Annotated in this window: 20 protein-coding genes; 13 read left to right on the top strand and 7 right to left on the bottom strand. The window is 65.5% G+C overall.

Annotation, left to right across the window (positions count from 1 at the left end; all coding sequences use genetic code 11):
- Positions 1 to 142 precede the first annotated feature (142 nt).
- Positions 143 to 1,138 (top strand): GlxA family transcriptional regulator, encoded by a 996-nt coding sequence (locus ACZK29_RS19270; RefSeq protein WP_459047366.1) that lies wholly within the window; start codon positions 143 to 145, stop codon positions 1,136 to 1,138.
- A gap of 6 nt (positions 1,139 to 1,144) precedes the next feature.
- Here ACZK29_RS19270 and ACZK29_RS19265 read toward each other — a convergent pair whose 3' ends face one another.
- The gene (locus ACZK29_RS19265; protein WP_111204604.1) at positions 1,145 to 1,537 is read right to left on the bottom strand and encodes a DoxX family protein; all 393 of its coding nucleotides are present in this window, start codon (positions 1,535 to 1,537) and stop codon (positions 1,145 to 1,147) included.
- A gap of 118 nt (positions 1,538 to 1,655) precedes the next feature.
- Between ACZK29_RS19265 and ACZK29_RS19260 the strand changes: the two genes are divergently transcribed.
- Positions 1,656 to 2,075 carry an H-NS histone family protein gene (locus ACZK29_RS19260; protein ID WP_111113055.1) on the top strand — a complete coding sequence of 140 codons (420 nt, stop codon included), beginning with the start codon at positions 1,656 to 1,658 and terminating at the stop codon, positions 2,073 to 2,075.
- Positions 2,076 to 2,124: 49 nt separating this feature from the next.
- On the top strand, positions 2,125 to 2,532 hold the full coding sequence (locus tag ACZK29_RS19255; protein WP_106548877.1) for a hypothetical protein: 408 nt from the start codon (positions 2,125 to 2,127) through the stop codon (positions 2,530 to 2,532).
- 23 nt (positions 2,533 to 2,555) lie between these two features.
- Here ACZK29_RS19255 and ACZK29_RS19250 read toward each other — a convergent pair whose 3' ends face one another.
- On the bottom strand, positions 2,556 to 3,197 hold the full coding sequence (locus ACZK29_RS19250) for a glutathione S-transferase family protein (RefSeq protein ID WP_111204603.1): 642 nt from the start codon (positions 3,195 to 3,197) through the stop codon (positions 2,556 to 2,558).
- A gap of 85 nt (positions 3,198 to 3,282) precedes the next feature.
- A complete protein-coding gene (locus tag ACZK29_RS19245; protein WP_111204644.1) occupies positions 3,283 to 4,086 on the bottom strand; it encodes an AraC family transcriptional regulator in 804 nt (267 codons plus the stop codon).
- 64 nt (positions 4,087 to 4,150) lie between these two features.
- Here ACZK29_RS19245 and ACZK29_RS19240 point away from each other — a divergent pair, with 64 nt between their 5' ends.
- The 5 genes from ACZK29_RS19240 to ACZK29_RS19220 all read left to right on the top strand — a co-directional run bounded on the left by ACZK29_RS19240 (position 4,151) and on the right by ACZK29_RS19220 (position 9,603).
- Positions 4,151 to 5,044 (top strand): DMT family transporter, encoded by an 894-nt coding sequence (locus ACZK29_RS19240; protein WP_111204602.1) that lies wholly within the window; start codon positions 4,151 to 4,153, stop codon positions 5,042 to 5,044.
- A 427-nt stretch (positions 5,045 to 5,471) separates the two neighbouring features.
- The gene (locus ACZK29_RS19235) at positions 5,472 to 5,924 is read left to right on the top strand and encodes a PA2169 family four-helix-bundle protein (protein ID WP_111204601.1); all 453 of its coding nucleotides are present in this window, start codon (positions 5,472 to 5,474) and stop codon (positions 5,922 to 5,924) included.
- A 317-nt stretch (positions 5,925 to 6,241) separates the two neighbouring features.
- Positions 6,242 to 8,770, top strand: coding sequence for an RHS repeat protein (locus tag ACZK29_RS19230; RefSeq protein WP_478446370.1), 2,529 nt, complete (start codon positions 6,242 to 6,244; stop codon positions 8,768 to 8,770).
- A 65-nt stretch (positions 8,771 to 8,835) separates the two neighbouring features.
- Entirely contained in the window at positions 8,836 to 9,216 is a 381-nt protein-coding gene (locus ACZK29_RS19225) for a hypothetical protein (protein ID WP_076739636.1), read from the top strand.
- A 138-nt stretch (positions 9,217 to 9,354) separates the two neighbouring features.
- Positions 9,355 to 9,603 carry a hypothetical protein gene (locus ACZK29_RS19220; RefSeq protein WP_224481809.1) on the top strand — a complete coding sequence of 83 codons (249 nt, stop codon included), beginning with the start codon at positions 9,355 to 9,357 and terminating at the stop codon, positions 9,601 to 9,603.
- 116 nt (positions 9,604 to 9,719) lie between these two features.
- Here ACZK29_RS19220 and ACZK29_RS19215 read toward each other — a convergent pair whose 3' ends face one another.
- Positions 9,720 to 13,076: an autotransporter domain-containing protein gene (locus ACZK29_RS19215; protein ID WP_478446369.1), complete on the bottom strand. Its 3,357-nt coding sequence runs from the start codon at positions 13,074 to 13,076 to the stop codon at positions 9,720 to 9,722.
- A gap of 188 nt (positions 13,077 to 13,264) precedes the next feature.
- Here ACZK29_RS19215 and ACZK29_RS19210 point away from each other — a divergent pair, with 188 nt between their 5' ends.
- Together ACZK29_RS19210 and ACZK29_RS19205 are read left to right on the top strand one after the other, a co-directional pair.
- A complete protein-coding gene (locus ACZK29_RS19210) occupies positions 13,265 to 13,465 on the top strand; it encodes a hypothetical protein (RefSeq protein ID WP_111204643.1) in 201 nt (66 codons plus the stop codon).
- A gap of 156 nt (positions 13,466 to 13,621) precedes the next feature.
- Entirely contained in the window at positions 13,622 to 13,972 is a 351-nt protein-coding gene (locus tag ACZK29_RS19205; protein ID WP_111113065.1) for a VOC family protein, read from the top strand.
- Between the two features lie 15 nt (positions 13,973 to 13,987).
- On the opposite strand, the gene ACZK29_RS19200 is transcribed toward ACZK29_RS19205, so the two are convergent.
- Positions 13,988 to 14,617 carry a TetR/AcrR family transcriptional regulator gene (locus ACZK29_RS19200; protein ID WP_111204598.1) on the bottom strand — a complete coding sequence of 210 codons (630 nt, stop codon included), beginning with the start codon at positions 14,615 to 14,617 and terminating at the stop codon, positions 13,988 to 13,990.
- Between the two features lie 126 nt (positions 14,618 to 14,743).
- Between ACZK29_RS19200 and ACZK29_RS19195 the strand changes: the two genes are divergently transcribed.
- Positions 14,744 to 16,216 (top strand): MFS transporter, encoded by a 1,473-nt coding sequence (locus tag ACZK29_RS19195; RefSeq protein ID WP_164147238.1) that lies wholly within the window; start codon positions 14,744 to 14,746, stop codon positions 16,214 to 16,216.
- Between the two features lie 11 nt (positions 16,217 to 16,227).
- Here the strand turns inward: ACZK29_RS19195 and ACZK29_RS19190 are convergent, their stop codons facing one another.
- Together ACZK29_RS19190 and ACZK29_RS19185 are read right to left on the bottom strand one after the other, a co-directional pair.
- Positions 16,228 to 16,521 carry a KGG domain-containing protein gene (locus tag ACZK29_RS19190; RefSeq protein ID WP_164147237.1) on the bottom strand — a complete coding sequence of 98 codons (294 nt, stop codon included), beginning with the start codon at positions 16,519 to 16,521 and terminating at the stop codon, positions 16,228 to 16,230.
- A gap of 196 nt (positions 16,522 to 16,717) precedes the next feature.
- Positions 16,718 to 17,182, bottom strand: coding sequence for a MarR family winged helix-turn-helix transcriptional regulator (locus ACZK29_RS19185; RefSeq protein WP_164147236.1), 465 nt, complete (start codon positions 17,180 to 17,182; stop codon positions 16,718 to 16,720).
- A gap of 49 nt (positions 17,183 to 17,231) precedes the next feature.
- On the opposite strand from ACZK29_RS19185, the gene ACZK29_RS19180 reads away from it, so the two are divergent.
- The gene (locus ACZK29_RS19180; protein ID WP_459047422.1) at positions 17,232 to 18,143 is read left to right on the top strand and encodes a S41 family peptidase; all 912 of its coding nucleotides are present in this window, start codon (positions 17,232 to 17,234) and stop codon (positions 18,141 to 18,143) included.
- Positions 18,144 to 18,241: 98 nt separating this feature from the next.
- Positions 18,242 to 19,135 carry an NAD-dependent epimerase/dehydratase family protein gene (locus ACZK29_RS19175; RefSeq protein WP_164147235.1) on the top strand — a complete coding sequence of 298 codons (894 nt, stop codon included), beginning with the start codon at positions 18,242 to 18,244 and terminating at the stop codon, positions 19,133 to 19,135.
- Positions 19,136 to 19,204: the final 69 nt, after the last annotated feature.

Raw genomic sequence — 19,204 nt, 5'->3', positions numbered from 1 at the left:
TGCAGGAGCAGGGACGCCGACGGTGCGTGTCGCGGGAGTGGCCCCAGGTACGCGATTCCTTCTATGCTGAGGCGGCCATCACTCCGTCCGAATCCATTCTTGGGTAGCGCTGTATCAATTGAAATTGGCGGAGGTGACATTCATGGGTATCGAAACTGACAAGCGGATCGAAGTCGCTCTGCTGATCTACCCGGATTGCCAGATGGCGGCCATCCACGGCCTGACCGATCTGTTCCGGATCGCGAATGAATGGGCTGCGTATCCTCACGAGGATGACCGGCGGTGCTTCATCCGGGTGACGCATTGGCAATGGAACCCGCAATCGGGCCGCATGGAATGTTGCTGGGACAGCGATCCCGGCGATGTGAACGCCCCTGGCTTCGTGATCTCGCCGCCGAGCGTGGCGATGCCTGAGCGCATGTCCGCGATGCCAAACGAGGCGCAGTGGCTAAAAACGCTCCATTCAGGCGGCACGATCATGTGCTCCGTCTGCGCGGGTGCTTTCGTGCTTGCCCAGACCGGCCTGCTTGCACGGCGACGGGTCACGACGCACTGGGCGTTCGCGGGCCTGCTTGCCGCCACCTACACCGACGTCCAGGTGACCACCGAGAACGTCGTCATCGATGATGGCGACGTCATTACCTCAGGCGCCATCCTTGCGTGGAATGATCTGGGCCTGTTGATCGTCGATCGCACGATGGGCTCCAGCGTGATGTTGGCAACGGCCCGCTTCATGCTCAGTGACGGAATCCGGCAGGACCAGCGGCCACTGCAGGGATTCCTGCCAAAACTGGATCACGATGACGCAGCGCTGCTGGCTGTCCAGCGATCCATCCTTGCCGAACCCGGATTGCGCCACACAGTGAGTACCCTGGCTGAGCGCGCCCACCTGACCGAAAGAACATTCATCCGGCGATTCCAGAAGGCCACTGGACTCAATCCGGCCGACTACATCCGGCAGGTCAGGATGGCCAAGGCCAGGGATGCGCTGCAGCTCGGCGATATCCCTGTTGCCCAACTGGCCTCGACATTGGGATACGACGATGTGAGCGCATTCCGCAAGGCATTCCAGAGCGTCGTTGGCATGTCCCCTTCGGCCTACCGGGATCATTTCCGGATCAGGCGGCGCGCACAGTGATGAACATCACCCACGCCGCCTGCGCCCATCAATGCTGTAGCGCCCCGCCCCGGTGCAGGCCAGCAGCAGGAAGCCACCTGCCAGCCCCAGGTTCTTCAGGAACATGATCTGCTGGGTCTGATCGGCGAAGTTGTGGTGGAAGATGAAAGCGGTGACCAGGCTGAAACCTGCCAGCACGACCGACACCAGCCGGGTCTGGAAGCCCAGCAGGATGCACAGGCCGCTGCCGATCTCGAAGGCGATGGTGGGCCACAGCAGGATGCCGGGTACCCCCATGGCTTCCATGTAGCCCTGGGTACCGTTGAGGTCGCCGAGCTTGCCGATGCCGGATACCAGGAACAGCGCCATCAGCAGGATGCGCGCAAGCAGGTAGGCGAGCGAATGCGGTGAGTTGCTCACGTCGGGTTCCTCGGAGATGGCTGGCGAAGGCGATCGGAGCCCACCGGCAGTGAAGCCCGTGTCTACGTACCGGGCAAGGCGCCTTGACAGCTGGCCGCCCGCAGGAGACCTTTCCACCATGACGATCGATATTGAATCGCTCAGCCTTCGGGAGCTGGGCGCCTTGGTGGTTGCCGCTGAACAGCGGAAACAGCTCATTTCCAGCCGCCGCCCGGCCAGCGCGGTGCGGCGGATGTTGAAGGCCGCCGCGGCGGAGGCCGGTTACACCCTCGAAGAACTCTTCGGTGGCGAAGCCTCGGAAACACCTGCGCCCGCCCGCAAGCCCGCCCGCCGCAAATCCGGCAAAGTCGCGCCCAAGTATCGCGACCCGGAATACAAGCGCCTGACCTGGACCGGTCGCGGGCGCATGCCGCGCTGGTTGGCGTCCAAGGTGTCGATGGGTCACAAGGCCACCGATTTCCTGATTCCTGGCTTGGCCAAGCCGACCGCCGGCAAGACCAGCACCATCGGCAAGCGGACCGTCATCAAGAAGGGATGAGGCTGCGGCACTGCTACGCTGCCCGGGTCTTTCAACCAAGGAGCACGGGATGGCACACGAGGGTGGCATGACGATCACGCCGAAAGTCCTGTACACCGCCGCAGGCGCGGCCGTGCTGGTCAGCCTGTTGGCGTGGGCGGTGGAGTGGAGCGGGATGGCCTATGTCTGCCCGTACTGCCGCGTACAACGCACGGTGATCGGTGTGCTGGGCGTGCTGACATTGTTCGCGCGGCCGGGCGGCATCGTCGTGCCCTGGCTTGCATTCGCCAGTGGCGGCTTCGCGTTCGTGGTCGCGGCGATGCAGCACTTCAACGGCTGGAAGCGCATTTCCGCCGGTGATTTCAGTTTCAACGCGCAGTGGTACATCGATCCGTGGCTGCTGTCAGGCTGCGCGATGCTGATCCTTGTGGCGCAGCTGATGCTGGTGCAGGCCGCCTGCAGGCGCAGGTTGCGCTGAGTGTTTCCACGCGTGGCGTGGAATTACCCGTTCTGGAATACCGCCAGCTGCGCCGCGAACGCGCGCTGATAGGCGGGACGCTGCGTCGCCCGTTCCACATAGGCCACCAGCAGCGGGTACTCGTCGAGCAGGCCACTGCTCTTCAGGCGCAGCAGCACCGAGACCATCAGCAGGTCGCCCACGCTGAAATCGCCGTCCAGCCACGCCGCCGCGCCCAACCACGCGGACAGTTGTGAGAGACGCATCCGCACGCGCTCGTCGAGCATCACCAACCGCTGTGCATACCAGGGCTGCTCGCGCTCCAGCACCCACGCCATGGAACGCTCGACGATGGGCGGCTCCACCGTATTCAACGCAGCGAACACCCACATGATCGCGCGCATGCGCGCGTCCGGATCGCGCGGCAGCAGGCCAGGGTGCCGCTCGGCCAGGTGCAGGACGATTGCGCCGGACTCGAACAGGACCTGGTCGCCGTCCTGCCAGGTGGGAATCTGTCCGAAGGGATTCCGCGCCAGGTGCGCGGGTTGCTTCATTTCGGCGAAGGTGAGCAGCTGCACGTCATAGGGCACGTCCAGCTCTTCCAGTGCCCAGCGCACGCGCATGTCACGGGCCAGGCCCTGGCCGCGGTCGGGGGAGGTGGCGAAGGCGGTGAGGATGGGGGGCATCGGGGCGCTCCTGCAGGCGGGAAGGCCTGCCTCTTCTGTTCCGACGAACGACGGGGCGGGAAATCGACAACGCCTGATGCGCCCCTCACCCCGCCCGATGCAGCTTCCGGTACTGGTCCGGTGTGCATTGCGCGTGCCGCTTGAACATCTCGGCGAAGGCGCTGACGCCGGAGTAGCCCAGCTCTTCGGCAATCCGGCTGATCGGCCGGCGTGTGCACAGCGCTTCGGTGGCATGCACGAACTTCACCCGACCGCGCCAGTCACCGAGTGACATGCCCAGTTCACTGCGCGCCAGGCGTTCCAGCTTGCGCACGCTCATGTGGTGCCGCTGCGCGATCTCGGCGACCGACTCGGCTGCGGACAGGTGCTTCTCGATGTGCGCCATCACCTGTTTCAGGGCATCGCTGCTGGCGATCGGCAGGAAGCTGGGCAGTACCGCAGCGCTGACGATCTGGTCGATCACCACCGCGGCCATGCGGCGATGGGCGGGCGTCCGGGGATCGGTCACGCCCTGCCGCGCCAGCTCGTGCAGCAGCTCGCACAGCAACGGGCTGACTTCCAGCGCACTGCAACGCTCGGGCAGGCGGCGTGACAACGCCGGCGACAGGTAGGCCGAGCGATAGGCCAGCCGCGACCGGTTGCGCGAATAGTGGGACATTCCCGGTGGGATCCAGATCGCGTAGTGGGGCGGTGACACCATCCACTCACCGTCGATCTTCATCTCCATCACTCCCTGCGCGACGAAGTTGAACTGGCCCCATGGATGGCTGTGGGTACCCCAGTCGGTGGGTTCCATTGAACCCTGCCGGAAGTAGATCGGGCCAGGCAGCTGGCGGAAGGTGGGGATGGGCTCCATCGGTTGCCGCAACCCGGGGTCGGAGTGACGCATTTTCAGGATGTCCTCGATATGCGCCAAGCGTACGCTGGCCACTCTTCCACGAACACCCACGCTCTTGAACTACCTCTTCCCGATACTTGCCTGCCTGCTGTGGGGCGCGAACACCATCGTGACCAAGCTGGCCTCGGGCTCGGTCGGTCCCATCGATATTGGTTTCTTCCGCTGGCTGGTGGCGGCCATTGTCCTGTTGCCCTTCGCGTTGCCGCGGCTGCGCAACAACCTGCAGACCGTGCGCGCCAACCTTGGCCGCTTCCTGCTGCTGGGGTGCCTGGGTGGGGTGATGTACCAGTGCCTTGCGTACTATGCGGCGCACTTCACCTCGGCCACCAACATGGGCGTGATCCAGGCGTTGATTCCACTGATCGCACTGGCGTTGTCGCGCGTGTTCATGGGTCATCCGGTGCGCGGTACCTCCATTGCCGGTGCGGTGATTTCCACTGTCGGCGTGGTGGCGGTGGTCTCGCAGGGCGACCTGGCGCGACTGGCCGCCCAGGGCCTGAACCGTGGTGATGCGATCATGCTGATCGGTGCGTTGGCCTTCGCCGCCTACAACGTGCTGATGCAGCGCTGGAAGATTCCGCTGTCGGTGCTGGAATCGTTGTTCCTGCAGGCCACGGCCGCGTCGCTGATCCTGTTGCCGGTGCAGCTGCTGGTCGGTACCGGGGTGAACAATCTCACTGCGGTCGGCTGCATCGGGTTTGCGGCAGTATGCGCGTCGATCCTGGCCCCACTGACCTGGATGACCGGATTGTCACGGTTGGGCGCAGCGCGTGTCTCCGGCTTCTTCAACCTGGTGCCGATCGTGACCGCCGCACTGGCCGTGCTGTTGCTGGGCGAATCGCTCAGTGGCTGGGTACTGGCGGGGGGCGTGCTGGCGGTATCCGGTGTGTTGTTCGCTGAGTACGCAGCGAAGCGGTCCATTGCCAGGCAGGGTATTGAAGCGACCTGATGCTGCTCGCATCGGCGTATCGCGCCCGGAGCCATGCACGCCCGGTGCACGAACCCTGCACATGTACAGATATGGCTGTGCTTCAGTCTGGCAGCCCCGTCCCAGCATGAAGAGAGAACAGATGAACACGCCTGGCAAGCCGAAACCCACTTGGAAGCAATGGCATGTGCTGCTGGTAATCCTGGCAATTGCGTTGCTGGTTACTCTGATCATCGTTATCGCACCGTGGTGACGAAGGCTCCGTGCGCTCAGATTCCGTGAACGTCGATGAAGTGCGAAATGAAGAAGTCAGCACGGGTTTCGCATGGTGATGCATGCATCAATTCGCGCTCACCAGATCGGCACACGCGGACGTACACAGTGGAGTCGAAGGCAATGCAAACGCACTGCCATTCCCCAACATTCGAGCGAACAGGAGCGACTACATATGAGCACCCAGTCCACCATCGAACATCGCCTCAACGACCTGATCGAGATCGCGCGTGATGGCAAGTCCTTCTATGAGGAAGCCGCAACGAAGGTAAAGGATGCCGAACTGTCGGCACTGTTCACCCGCATTGCCGGGGTCAAGTCGCGGATCGTCGCGGCGCTGAGTGGTTCGGTTGCCGCCAGCGGCGGCAAGCCGGCGGAGCACGGCACCATGGTCGGTTCGATGCAGCAGTTCTACGGCAAGGTGCGCGCCGCGTTTGGTGATACCAACTATGGCTACGTGGCCGAACTGGAAGAGTCCGAAGACCGCCTGCTGGGCGCGTTCAAGGATGTGCTGCAGGACAACGATCTGCCGCCGGCGGTACGCCAGGAAGTGACCCAGCTGCTTCCGGATGTGCAGGAGTGCCACAACGTCATGCGGGCACGCAAGCACGCCATGAAGGCTGCCTGAGGTCCAGCGCCGGGCGGCCCATCGCGGCCGTCGAGGCCCGGAGGCGCATGATGGTCCGGGAACCTTCGCAGCCCGCAAGGGCTGCGAGGGGCCGGGCGTCCCGCCCCGTTTCCATGGTTATACTTGGCCGAGTCCAGGGAACAGGCACGGCATGACGAAGGGGGCTTCGTCCATCATCAACGTCAACCGACAACCGGATGCAGCCGCGTCCGGTTTTCTGCGTGTGCGCGGTTTACCGTGATGTGTGCCTCGCCGGTCTTTCCGGTACCTGGTCCTGGTTGTCCCATCGCCATCCATTGCGAACAGGTCCACTGACGATGCGTCGAGTTAATGCACTTTCCGCGATGATGTTGCTGGGCACGTTTGTGGGAAGTGCCGGGGCGCAGTCCTACAGCAAGACGAACGTCATCACTTATCACGATGATCTGTCGAAGTGGGTGCTTGGCCAGGTCCGGACGTCGGTCAACCAGGACACGGGCCGGATCGAGTCCCAGGTGGATTATGACCCGGCCACCGCAAAGCCCCAGCGGATCCATGCCTTCGGCCAGCTCCAGCAGACCATTCACTACAACGGCGACGGTACCGTTCGCGCCGTGGTGGATGGGCGTGGCAATACCGTGAGCCTGTCCGGCTGGAAGCGAGGCGTCCCCGGGAACATCCAGTATGCGGATGGTTCGTCCCAGTCTGCCGGCGTGGATGACAATGGCTGGATACGCTGGATCACTGACGGCCGGGGCAACACCACGCGTTACGACTACGACGCGATGGGGCGCATGTCGCTGGTCGACTATCCCGACGGTGATACGGTGGACTGGGCGTCCACCACGACACAGTTTGCCCAGGTCGGCGGCGCCGAGTACGGAATTCCTGCCGGCCATTGGCGGCAGACGGTCAGCACCGGCAATGCGCGCAAGGTCACCTACTACGATGCGCTGTGGCGCCCATTGCTGGTGCGCGAGTTCGACGCGGCCAATGAAGCCGGCACGCAGCGGGCCGCGGTGACCGCCTATGACGCGGAGGGGCGGGTCACTTTCCAGTCCTATCCTGAGGCGGGGGTCGGTACGGTCCAGGACGCCGGAACTGGCGTCCGTACGACGTACGACGCGCTGGGGCGGGTGGTCCAGGTCAGCCAGGATTCCGAGATCGGCGCGCTGGTCAGCAGAACCGAATACCTGCCGGGGCGGCGCGTGCGCACGACCAATGCCAGGGGTATTCCGACTGTCGTGACCTACACTGGCGCAGATGCCGCGAAGCTTGACTGGCCGGTGCGTATCGAACTGGCAGAGGGAGCCGTGCTGGACATCCCGCGTGACGTCTTCGGCAAGCCGACGTCGATCACCCGCAGGGCCGGCAATGGCTCGGTGACGTCGACCCGGCGCTATGTCTACGATGCGGCGCAGCGGCTGTGCAAGACGATCGAGCCGGAAACCGGCGCCACCGTATTTGATTACGACGCCGCATCGAACCCGGTTGGAAGCACGCAGGGGTTGGACCTGTCCGATGCAGGCAGCTGCAACCAGGATGTTGCCGCGGCGAGCGGGCGCCGGGTGGTGCGTTCCTATGACGCACGCAACCGGCTCGCATCGCTGCTGTTCCCCGACGGCAATGGCAACCAGCGCTGGAGCTACTGGCCAGATGGCCTGGTCAAGCAGGTCACCACGTTGAACGCCGGGGTGGAGACGCACAACAGCTATGCGTACAACCGTCGCGGGCTGCTCATCGGTGAGGTGCAGAGCCCCACCGATGGCGAAGCGCTGGCGATGGGGTATGCCTACGACGCACTGGGCAACCTGTCCGCGCATCGCTACCCCTCCGGTAACGTGGTCGCGTATGCGCCGAACGCGCTGGGACAGGCCGGGCAGGCGGGTTCCTACGCCGTTGGCGTGGGCTATTACCCCAACGGGGCGATCCGCCAGTTCACCTATGGCAACGGTATTGTCCACACGATGGTGCAGAACGCGCGCCAGTTGCCGGACACAAGCCAGGATGCGCTTGGCGCAACCCGGATCCTCAGCGATGGCTACGACTACGATGCGGTCGGCAATGTGGTGGCAATCACTGACGGTGCCACGGGCCGCAACCAGCGTGGCAACCGCAATCTGGGCTATGACGCGCTGGATCGGCTCGTTTCGGCGTCCTCGCCCATGCTCGGCGCGGCGAGCTACAGCTATGACGCGTTGGACAACCTCACGCGCGTGACGATTCTCGGCCGTGACCATCACTACTGCTATGACAACGCTTGGCGCCTGACCAACGTGAAGGTCAACGGTTGCGGAGGCGCGACCGTGATCGGCCTGGCCTACGATGCGCAGGGCAACCTGCGGGTGAAGAACGGACAGCCGTTCGCCTTTGACTTCGGCAACCGGCTGCGTACGGCGGCAGGTTCCGAGAGCTACCGTTACGACGCTGACGGACGCCGCACGCAGACGGATTCGTCGCTGGGACGGATCACCTCGATGTACGACCACGCCGGCGTCCTCCGCTACCAGTCGAGCGAGCGCGAGGACAAGCGGACCGATTACATCACCCTGGGTGGGAGCCTGGTCGCCAAGGCGGCGGTGCCGATGCGGCATTCGCCGGCGGCGAAGGACTTCGTTGGCTGGTCACCTGTGGCCTCTGCCGTCCGCTACGTCGTCGAGGAAAGCGTGGACGGGGTGACCTGGACCACGGTCTACGAAGGCAACGCGGCGAACTGGACGTCTGCAGCACGCCCTGCCACCAGCTATGCGTATCGCGTGCTTGCCTGTGGCGCTACGGGGAGCTGCACCCCGGTGTCCGATGTCTCGCATGTCCAGCGTCCGCAGGGCGACATCGTGCCCCTGCTGTACCAGCTGCTGCTGGGCTGAGCGTAGCGGACTGCACGGGCCGCAGCGCACCGGCAACCGGTATTCATGACAGGGGAAGGAAGAACATGGACGAAGTACGTGCTGTATCGCGGCTGCGTGGCGCCATCGGCGGCAAGGTCCTGCTGGCGCTGGTTACCGTGCTGGGAACTGGCCTGGCTTCAACGGCAGACGCAGAGCCTTTCAATCTGGAAGGCCATCGGATCGTATCCGTCGCAACGGGCTGGGGCGGGGAAGGGTTCTACCTCGTGACGCAAGGTGTGCTTCCTGCGGGCGCAAATTGTGGTGGCGGCAATCGCTTCATCCTCCTCAATGATCATCCGATGCAGAGGGAGATGGTGTCGATGCTGCTCATCGCCTGGCAGAACAAACTGCGTGTCGGATTGCGTGTCGACGGCTGCACCTCCGGGGTCATGCAGCTGAGGGCCGTGACGATGCCTGAGGCCTGATGTCTGAATCCACAGGGGAACTACATGATGATGAATGACGCGACGCCAGGTCTCCGCAGGAGATTGGGAGCGGGGTTGGCCTTGACGTTGGCCTTGTGCCTGTCTGCACCACTGAAGGCGGAGCCAACCAGCGATCAGATGACGATTCTGTCGCTGCGGCCGTACATGGACGGCCCGGCCGGAATTGTGTACGTGCATGTTTCGAGTACAGCTTTCTGCAATACCGATACCTTTGCAATCGACATGTCCCGGCCGGGTGCAAAGGAAGCCTACGCGGCGGCGTTGGCAGCGCTGACATCGGGGAAGAATGTCCGGCTCGAGGCTTTCAACTCCACCGGGTGCAATGGTTGGGCGACCCGGCTCCAGTCGATCTTCATCCACGCGTGATGCTCCACGGATGGATCCACGACGCAATGATCCTGAGGGTATCGCGCATGGCCCTGGGGCGTGGATAAAAAAGGGGCGGCGCTGAGGCCGCCCCAAACCGTCAAGAGAACACGCGTCTAGAAACGAACCGACCAGCGCACGTTGGCGCTGTGGTCGCGGCTTTCACTGCCGTACTGGCCGCTGTAACCCAGCTCCAGCTGCTGGCGCGGGGTCAGCCACGCCGACAGCCCCAGCTCGGCCACCACGGCGCTGTCGGCAATCGGCGCGCCTTCGACCGCGAACGTGGTGCTGCTGTTGGCGAAGGCGAGGTTGCTCACTTGGCTGCGGTCGCCCGAGGCACGGCGATAGCCCACGCCACCACGCAGATGCAGCCAGCTGTCCTGCTGGAACGATGCCTTCAGGCCCTTGTCGAAGCGCAGGCCAGCGGTGGCGATCGTGGTGCCGGTGTCGTCCACCTTGCCGTGCAGGGCGGCTGCACCACCGCGCTCGTTGATCTGCTTCAGGTCCACCTCCACGCGCGCGACCTGCAGGTAGGGTTCCAGCCCGGCCTCGGGGCCACCAAATAGGTAGCCGGCTTCGATGAAGGCCTGGCGGGTATGCGCGTTGTAGCGTGCGCTCAGGCTGTCGCTGAACCCTGCGAAGTCGACATCGCGGGCACTCTTCACCTTGTGCTTGCTCCAGGCGACGCCGCCACGGAGGCCGAAGCCGCCCCAGTTGTGACTGGCATATGCACCGAAGTGGGTGTTGTCGATCTTCGATTTGGCACGACGCGCCTGCTGCTTGACGTCGGTGCGGCCGGTGCCAGCCAGCACGCCGATTTGCCAGCCGGAAAACTCGCGGTCGATACCGACCAGCAGGCCGTTGCTGTTGGCTTCGGTGCGGGCGGTGTTGCTGTTGCCGTCCAGCTTGCTGTTGCCGCCCAGAGCCTGCACCCAGGCGCCGGTGGCGTCACCGGCATCGGCGCCCGGCGCGGCCGCACCTGCACGGCGCGACAGCGCGGCATCGCGTACGTAGCGGCTGCCCTCCACCAGTGCGAGCGGCGTGGCTGCGTGCAGTTCGCCGCTGAGGCCGTCGAGCACGCCGCCAACCTGCTGCGGGAACAGCTGGGTCAGCGGCTTGGGCAGGCCCTGGCTGATTGCCAGGAGATCGGCGGCCGTCGCTGCCGCGCGCTGGTTCGGCGTGGTGGCCGCACTGGCCAGTGTGGCACCACGCGCCACGTCGATGCGGGCGCCATTGGTACCGTAAGCGAGGCTGAACTTCAGGAACGGCGAGAACGCGCTGAAGTCGGTTTTCGCGAACTGGCCGTTGATGCCTCCGTCGGCGCGGATGAAGTTGAACTGCTCGCCGAGATAATAGATGCCCGGTTCCGGCAACGCGACCAGGGTGCCGCCGAGGGTGGCGGTACCGGTCACGTGCAACTGGTCGCTGCGCCCGCCAGGCGCGAGTTCGGCGGCGTAGACGCCGGTCGGGCCCTGCACGTAGTTGCCGTTGATGGTCAGCGTGCCGATCGAATTGCCGGGGGCGATGGTGCCGTCCACCCGGGTGCTGCCCAACGTGCCGACACCCTTCAGCAGGCCGTCGCTACCGACCGTGGTGGTGCCGCCGGTCTGCATGCCATTGAAGGACACCACGCCGCCATTGACGGTCAGGTTGCCGTCCTTCAGCACGCCGCTGGCGCTGACTGTGCTGACGCCGCCGGTGGTGGTGAGTGCGGTGGAGACCAGGCTGCCGTTCAGCAGGAACTGGCCGCCTTGCACCTCGACCGCGGAGGTGAGGGTGTTGCTGCCGTTCAACTCCAGCGTGCCCTCGCGCAGCACCGCGCCGTTGAAGCTGTTGTCGCCGCTCAGGCGCAGCCAGCCGATGCCGGATTTGGTCAGCTTGCCGGGGCCGCCGATGTCATTGGTCCAGTCGTCCCAGGCATCGCCTTCCCACACCTTCAGGCCGCCGGCCCTCTGGTTCATCACCACGCTGGTATCCACGCGCAGCGAGCCATAGCCCTCGATGGCCCTGCGCAGGTCAACCATGCCCCAGCCATAGATCGGGTCGACGCCTGCGGCACCGAGATCGCGCGCGGTGGTCAGCAGGACGTCGCGCACCTGGGCGTTGTCCAGGTAGGGGAAGCGCTCCATCAACAGGCCGAGTGCGCCGGTGATATGGGGGGCGGCCATGGAAGTACCGGTCTTCGGGCCGTAGTCGTACGTGGGATTCTGGCTGTCGATGAGAAGGCGTACGTAGTCTGCGGTCTTCTCCAGCCGTCCCTGGATGTCACCGGAAACGATAGTGCTCAGGATTGCCGTGCCGGGCGCGGAAATACACCAGTTGGCTGCAGCGCCGCAGATGCTCGAACCTGCATTGATCACGTAGTCGGTTTCGCCATTGGCTGCATTGGGCTGGCGGACGTTGGCGACAGCCAGCCAGTAGGGCTCGATCTCCGGCTTCCAGCGCGGCAACGCTGCGGTGATGCCGGCAACGGCGCCGCTGCCATTGCCGGCCGACCAGACCTGGATCAACTGCGAAGCAGGGGCGTTCGCGCTGTCCTTGTAGATGCTTCCGTACACGTCGTAGCCGGCGCCGATGCGTGCGTACTGTGCATCCAGTGCGGCGACGGTCATGTTCCGGGTAGAGATGCCCCAGCTGTGATTGATGGCACGCACGCCCTGTGCCTGCAGCTGCGCGTACATGTCCAGCCTTGCGGCACCATCGGGATCCGTCCGTTCCACGGCTTCAGGCAGATAGCCTCCGCTCGCCTGGCGCTTCCACTCGTAGTAAGTATCACCAAATACACGGGCGGTCGTCAGATCGGCACCGAAGGCGACGCCGTGCATCCCCGTGCCATTGCGGTTGGCGCCAATGGTTCCGAGGACATGCGTGCCGTGATCGGCATAGCGGAAACCCCATTCACGGCCTGCGGCAATGATGTTGGCCTGCAGGGAAGCAGGCACGCCCGCGCCTAGCGTGTAGTAGTTGATACCCGGTTGATCACCCTGTGTCTGGCTGCACGCGCCAGTACCGCCGACGGTTCCCGGTGACGCGCAGTTCGGGCCGATGGTGATGCTGGAGGTGTTGCGGCCGGCGAATTCGGGGTGAGCCAATGCCGAGCCGGTGTCGAACAGCGCCAGGCGCACGCCCTTTCCGGTCAGGCCGCGTGCATACGCGTAGTCTGCGCCCATCGCACCCAGGCCCCAGTCGGCGTTGAATTCATCGCTGCGCCAGCTGGCCGCATCACCCGGATTGCCAAGGAGAGCGGTGCCGGTTGCCGCTGGCGTGGTGGCCGTCGGTGCTGCAGGCGCGCTGACGCTGGGCTGTGCCCAGGCCGCCTGCAGCTGGCGCTGCTGCTGCCATGCGTCGAGCGCTTCGCTGGCCATGGCGGGCGATGCAGCGGCAAACAACAGGGCGCTGGACACGGCCAGGGCGAGGCGGCTGTGCAGCGGGGAGCGGGAGTGGGACGAACGGCCGTGCAGCGGGTGATTCATCGGGCAACTTCCTTGATGGACGGACAACAAGGCCGTTAACGCCAATCGGTGGCGATATCCCCCATGGATGTGAAAGGAAAATTGTGAACGGGTTAAGTGTGCGTGACAGAGGGCTTCACTTCGTCTCCCCATGTCCTCGCTAACGTGGGCCGGCCTGGGCTCACCAGGCTTATCAAGGAGTGATGGCGATGCGTGTTGTCAGGAAAGTGATCGCAGCGGCGGTATTCGCGTTGGCGTGTACCGGCTCGGTAGCGGTGGCTGGGCCGGTCGAGCCCTGCGACCAGCCCTGCTGGCGGGCTTATCAGCTGTGCCTGGCCAGTGGCACCGATGCCGGTGAATGCCAACAGGCGTACAACACCTGCGTGGTCGATCTGTGCATGGGCGTGTGAGTCGCGCCGTTTGAGCCGTACGTAGAGCCCCGTCATCGACGGGGCTCTTCTGTTTCAGCGATCGGCTCCGTTGGCGATGCGGGCATCTGGCCTGAGCCCGCTTGCGGGCCATGTACGCAGCGGCGAGGATGGGGAATCGCATCGGAGCCGCTGCACATGGCCGTCAAACGTATTGTCGCCAACATCGCCACGCCTGACCCGGCGCGTGCCGCAGCGTTCTATGGCGGGCTGCTGGGCATGCCGGTGGTGATGGATCATGGGTGGATCGTCACCCATGGCGGGCAGGGCAGTGCGCTGGCGCAGGTGAGCTTTGCCAGCGAAGGGGGTTCCGGCACCGCGGTGCCCGACCTGTCGATCGAAGTGGACGACCTGCAGCAGGTGCTGGAGCGCATGCGCGCGGCCGGCATCCCGCTGGAGTATGGCCCGGCCGACGAGCCCTGGGGCGTGCGTCGCTTCTTCGTCCGCGACCCGTTCGGGCGGTTGTTGAACATTCTCGCCCACACCTGAGCGGGGAGCATTGCTTCAGCGGCGTCTGCCGCCGTGCGTCGTAGCTGCTGGAACGCCGACCATGCGCAGGCAATCCGCTTCCACGGCGGCAATGAAGGCATCGGCATCCTGTGCTGGTGTGGCGATCAGGTCGTCGGTGGCACCGTGCACGCCGGCATAGATCAACGAGGTGGTGACCTGTGGAGCGGGCAGCTGCCACAGTCCGGCTGCGTTGCCCGTTTCGAGGATGCCCAGCAGCTGCTGCTGGATCGCGTTGCGCTCGGCGTTGCCGCGCTGGTGGTGGTGATGGTTGGCGTACACCACGTCATGCAACGCGTGGGTGCGCACGTAGATCTCGATGTTGGCGCGGATCCAGGCGCGCAGGCGCGCTGTGCCATCACCGGCAGGGTGCTGCTGCACGGCCTGCTCGACCTCTTCCATGAACTGCCGCGTGTAGCGCTGTGCCAGCGCCTGCAGGATCTCGGTGCGGGAGGCGAAATAGGTATAGAAGGTGCCCTTGGCCACGTCGGCCGCGGCGACGATGTCGCTGATGGTGGTGGCGTCCACACCCTGCGACAGGAACAACGCCTGCGCGGCGTCCATCAGTTCCTCCTGGCGGGTTTCGGCGGGCTTGGTGCGGGGCCTGGCGACAGCTGGGGTCTGCATGGTGGGCGGTATCCGGGTGTGGCGGCCGCCATTCTAGCGGCCTCTTGGTACTGACTGATCGTCGGTCATTGACCGACGGTCAGTCAGTCGCTAGGATGCGCGTACATCCTCCCCCGGGATCCACGCATGAAACGCCTCCAACGGCCCGCCCTGGTGATGGCGGCCTATCTCGGTACGTTCCTCGCTTCGCTGGACATCAGCATCGTCAACGTGGCCCTGCCAACCCTGCAGCAGGCGCTGCAGACCGACATGGCAGGCCTGCAGTGGGTGATCAACGCCTACGCGATCGCACTGTCAGCGCTGATGCTGTCAGCCGGTCCGCTGGGGGATCGCTATGGTCATCGGCGGATGTGGCTGCTGAGCGTCGCCACCTTCACCCTGGGCTCGCTGCTGTGCGCCTGTGCCAAGGATCTTTCGACCCTGGTCGCCGGGCGCGCGGTGCAGGGCGTGGCAGGTGCGCTGTTGATTCCCAGTGCGATGCCGATCCTGAGTCATGCATTTCCCGATCCACGCCAGCGTGCGCGCGTGATCGGTGGCTGGTCCGCCTTCAGCGCGTTGGCACTGGTGCTCGGCCCGTTGCTGGGCGGTGCGCTGGTGCAGCGCGCCGGCTGGCCCAGCATCTTCCTGATCAACCTGCCTTTGGGGCTGCTGGCGCTTGTGCTTGGCGCCTGGGGCATTGCCGAGCGGCGGCACCCGCAGCACGCTGCACTGGATTCGGCCGGGCAGCTGCTCAGCATCGTTGCGCTGGGCGCGCTGTGCTATGGCCTGATCGCGATCGGCGAGCATGGCCTGCTGGCCCCGGTGACACTTCTGGCGCTGGGCACCGCAACTGCCGGGCTGATCCTGTTCGGTATCGTCGAGCGGCGGGTGGCACGCCCACTGCTGCCGCTGGACCTGTTTGCCGACCGCCGCTTCAGCATGCTCAACCTGGCCTCGTTCGTGCTGGGCTTCACCGCCTATGCGAGCCTGTTCTTCCTGTCGCTGTTCTTCCAGCAGGCACAGGGACACGGCGCCGCGCTGGCGGGCTCACAGCTGGCTCCCCAGTTCCTGTTGATGGGTGTCGTCTCGCTGTTGTTCGGTCGTCTGGTCGCCCACATCGGCCTGCATGCAGCGCTGGTGCTGGGCTACGCCCTGGCCGGGGGGGCGCTGTGCGTGATGGCCTCGTTCGCACCGGCTACTTCGCGCGCTTATGCCAGTACCGTGCTGATGCTGCTTGGCATTGGAATGGGGTTGGCAGTGCCGGCGACCGGCATGGCAATCATGGCCAGCGCACCGGCCGAACGCGCAGGTATTGCCTCAGCCACGATGAACGCGCTGCGCCAGGCAGGCATGAGCCTGGGCATCGCTTTGCTGGGCAGCCTGATGGGCCAGCGTGCCGTACAGCAGTTCACCGCTTCCGCGCAGGCCGCAGGGCAGCAGCAGTTTGCTGCGCAGGCGCGTGAACTGATCCTGCACCCGGGCTCGATGCACGCCACGCCGCAGGTGCTGACGTGGTACCGCAGTGCGATGGCCAGCGGGTTCGGTTGGGCGATGGCGGCGGCGGGGGCGCTGGCCCTGCTCGTGGCGCTCGGGCTGTATCGGCAGCGCGCCCCGGGCTGACCGTGCGGGGTTCACCCCTGCTGGGGGTGTGGATCCTCTGCACCGTGCTCGATCTGCTGCTGTTGCTGGCGTGCATTGGCGTGGCGTGCGTGCCCACCTTCGCGTCCGATCGCGGCCATGTGCTGCCGGTCGCGGCTGATCGCTTCGCCGCCCTTGCGGCCTGCAGCACGCGCTTCGTCGGAGCTGAACTCGTGCGCGTTGCCGGAGGCGTGTGCCGCGCGCCCGCCCTTGGCGGCGATCGCGCGCTGTTTGTCCTGGTCCATCGAGGCGAAGCCCCGGCTGGAGCGGTGATTCTGGTCGGTCATGGGACTCTCCTGCTGCAGGGGGGGCGCCGTCGTCAACGGCAGCGCCCATGCTTGGCCAACGCGTGCTAAGTCCAGGTCGCCATCCTCGCCATGGCCTTCACGCCACGTGCGCACGCGCTTGATGGCCTGGCCATTCAGGCGATCGCAGCGGGTGCCGCCGTCCACGAAGAGGCGAGGCATCGGCGACGGCGCAGTGTCAGCGCCGGCGGGCGTCGCGCAGGCGTTGCGCGAATGGCCGCTGCTCCAGAACCTGCAGTGCTTCGCGCAGCACCTGCTCCAGCGACTGGCCGAGATCCGCATCGAGGCTGCGCGCGGCGCGTGCGGTGGCCTGCCATTGCGCCTGCAGCGCCGGCAGTGCCTGCAGTGCCTGCGGGCTCAGCTGCAGGATGCGCTCGCGGCTGTCTTCGCCGATGACGGCGTGCAGCCAGCCGTCGCGCACCATCGCAGCCACCGTCTGACTGAGTGCCGAATGGCTGAGCCCGCAGGCCAGCGCCAGATCCTTGATGCGGCAGGGGCCCTGCGCCATCAGCGTGCGCAGCACCGGGGTGTAGCGCGGCCGGTAGTCCAGCTGCAGGTCGCGATAGGCCTGCTCGACCGCCGGATCGAGCTGGTCCAGCAGGGCGCGCAGCAATGTTCCCAGAGAGGCATGTTGGAGATCCATGCCCACAATGATATATAAGCACTTATATATCATCAACGCGGGGGCGGTCATGGCGGTTTCGTGGATGCTGGGCGCGCTGCTGGCCGCGTCCTGCCCGGCCCAGGACACAGTGCTGCAGGCGGCGGCTGCGGCAATAGAGGCGCACTATCTGGATGTGGCCGAAGGCGCGCGCATCGCCGACGCGGTGCGTGGCTGGTCCACCCAGCAGCGCTATGTGGACAGCTGCACGGACCCGAAGGGCTTCAGTGCGCGCCTGAACCAGGATCTGGACGTGTTCGACGGCCACTTCCATGTGGAACGGGTGGATGCCGGCGCCGGCCAGGACGATTGGCTGATGGCCTGGCGTGCGGATGCTCGCAGCAACGGTGCGGGCGTGCGCGAGGTGCGGGTGCTGGAAGGCAATATCGGTTACCTGCGGCTGAGCACCTTCTATCCGCTCGATCTGGCACGGCCCAGGCTCGCGGCAGCGTTCACCCTGCTGGCCGACACCGAGGGCCTGGTGCTGGATCTGCGCCAGAACGGAGGCGGTGATGATGGCAGCGCCGACCTGCTGGTGCGGACCCTGCTGGAGCCGGGTGTCACCGCAGTGCAGGCGCTGGAGCAGCGTGGCCGGCGTACCCCGGTGCCGCTGCCGCCAGCAAGCCTTCCGCTGTACCTGAAGCCGCTGGTGATACTGATCGACCGCCGCACCGGCTCGGCGGCCGAGTTCGTCGCGTACTCGCTGCAGGCGCTGGGGCGTGCGCGCATCGTCGGTGGCCGTAGTGGCGGTGCCGCACATATGTTCGATGATCCTGTGCTGCTGCCCGATGGCTATCAGATCAGCATTCCGGATCGGCAACCGATCAATCTGCGCACCGGTGGCAACTGGGAACGGAACGGTGTCGCGCCTGACGTGGCAGGCGGCGACGACCCGCTGTTCATCGCGCGCCAACTGCTGGCTCCGCCGAAGTCGTCAAGATGAACGCACAGTTGCGCGGTTGTCCTATCGCAGATGCGCCGTTGCATGCCTAGAATCGAAGCATCCCGGTAGTTCCCGGGCGCTTCGAGTGAATGGACTCAATGAAGATTCTGCTGACCGGCAGTTCCGGGCGGATCGGGCGCGCGATCTTCGGCGCGCTGGCGGGTGCCCATGAAGTGGTGGGCCTGGACCGTAGCCCGTTCGCCACCACGCGCATCATTGCCGATGTCACCGATCATCAAGCCGTCGCGCGCGCGGTGCGGGGCGTCGACGCGGTCATTCATACCGCGGCCCTGCATGCGCCGCACGTCGGTCTGGTGCCGGATGCGGTGTTCCAGCAGATCAATGTGGACGCGACGGCGCACCTGCTGCAGGCAGCGCGCGAGGCAGGTGCACGGCGGTTCGTGTTGACCAGTACCACTGCGCTGTACGGCCACGCGGTGGTGGCAGGAGGATGCCGCTGGATCGATGAGGATACCGAGCCGTTGCCGCGAACGATCTACCACCGCAGCAAGCTGCAGGCCGAGGCCCTGGCTGAAGCTGCGGCCGGACCGGACTTCGGCGTGCGCGTGCTGCGGATGGGGCGCTGCTTCCCGGAACCGCCGGAACGGATGGCGATGTTCCGGTTGCATCGAGGGATCGACGCCCGTGACGTGGCCAGTGCCCATGCCGCGCTGCTGCTGGATGAGGGGCCGGCCTTCGCCCGCTACATCGCCTGCGCAGCGACCCCGTTCCGGCGCGAGGATTGCCTGGAACTTGCCACCCAGCCGCGCAACGTACTGGCCCGGCGCGTGCCGCAGCTGCTGGCCGAGTTCGAGCGCCGCGGCTGGCCATTGCCGCTGAGCGTCGACCGCGTCTACGACAGCGCCCGCATCCGCAGAGAGCTGGGGTGGCAACCGCGTTTCGGGCCGGACGCTGTGCTGCAGCAGTACGCCGCAGGCAGCATCGAGGTGTTGCCACGCGCGGAGTGGATCAAGGATCGGGTGGCCGAATAGAGGACGCCGGGACGGCTTTCTGTCCCGTCCCTGAGTGCATTCAGGAATGTGTAGGCCAGTCGCCTCAAC

The sequence above is a fragment of the Stenotrophomonas sp. 89682_Sma genome (genome assembly GCF_056481405.1).
Note: the sequence above shows the minus strand (reverse complement) of the source record. Positions and strands in the feature narration are given on the sequence as shown.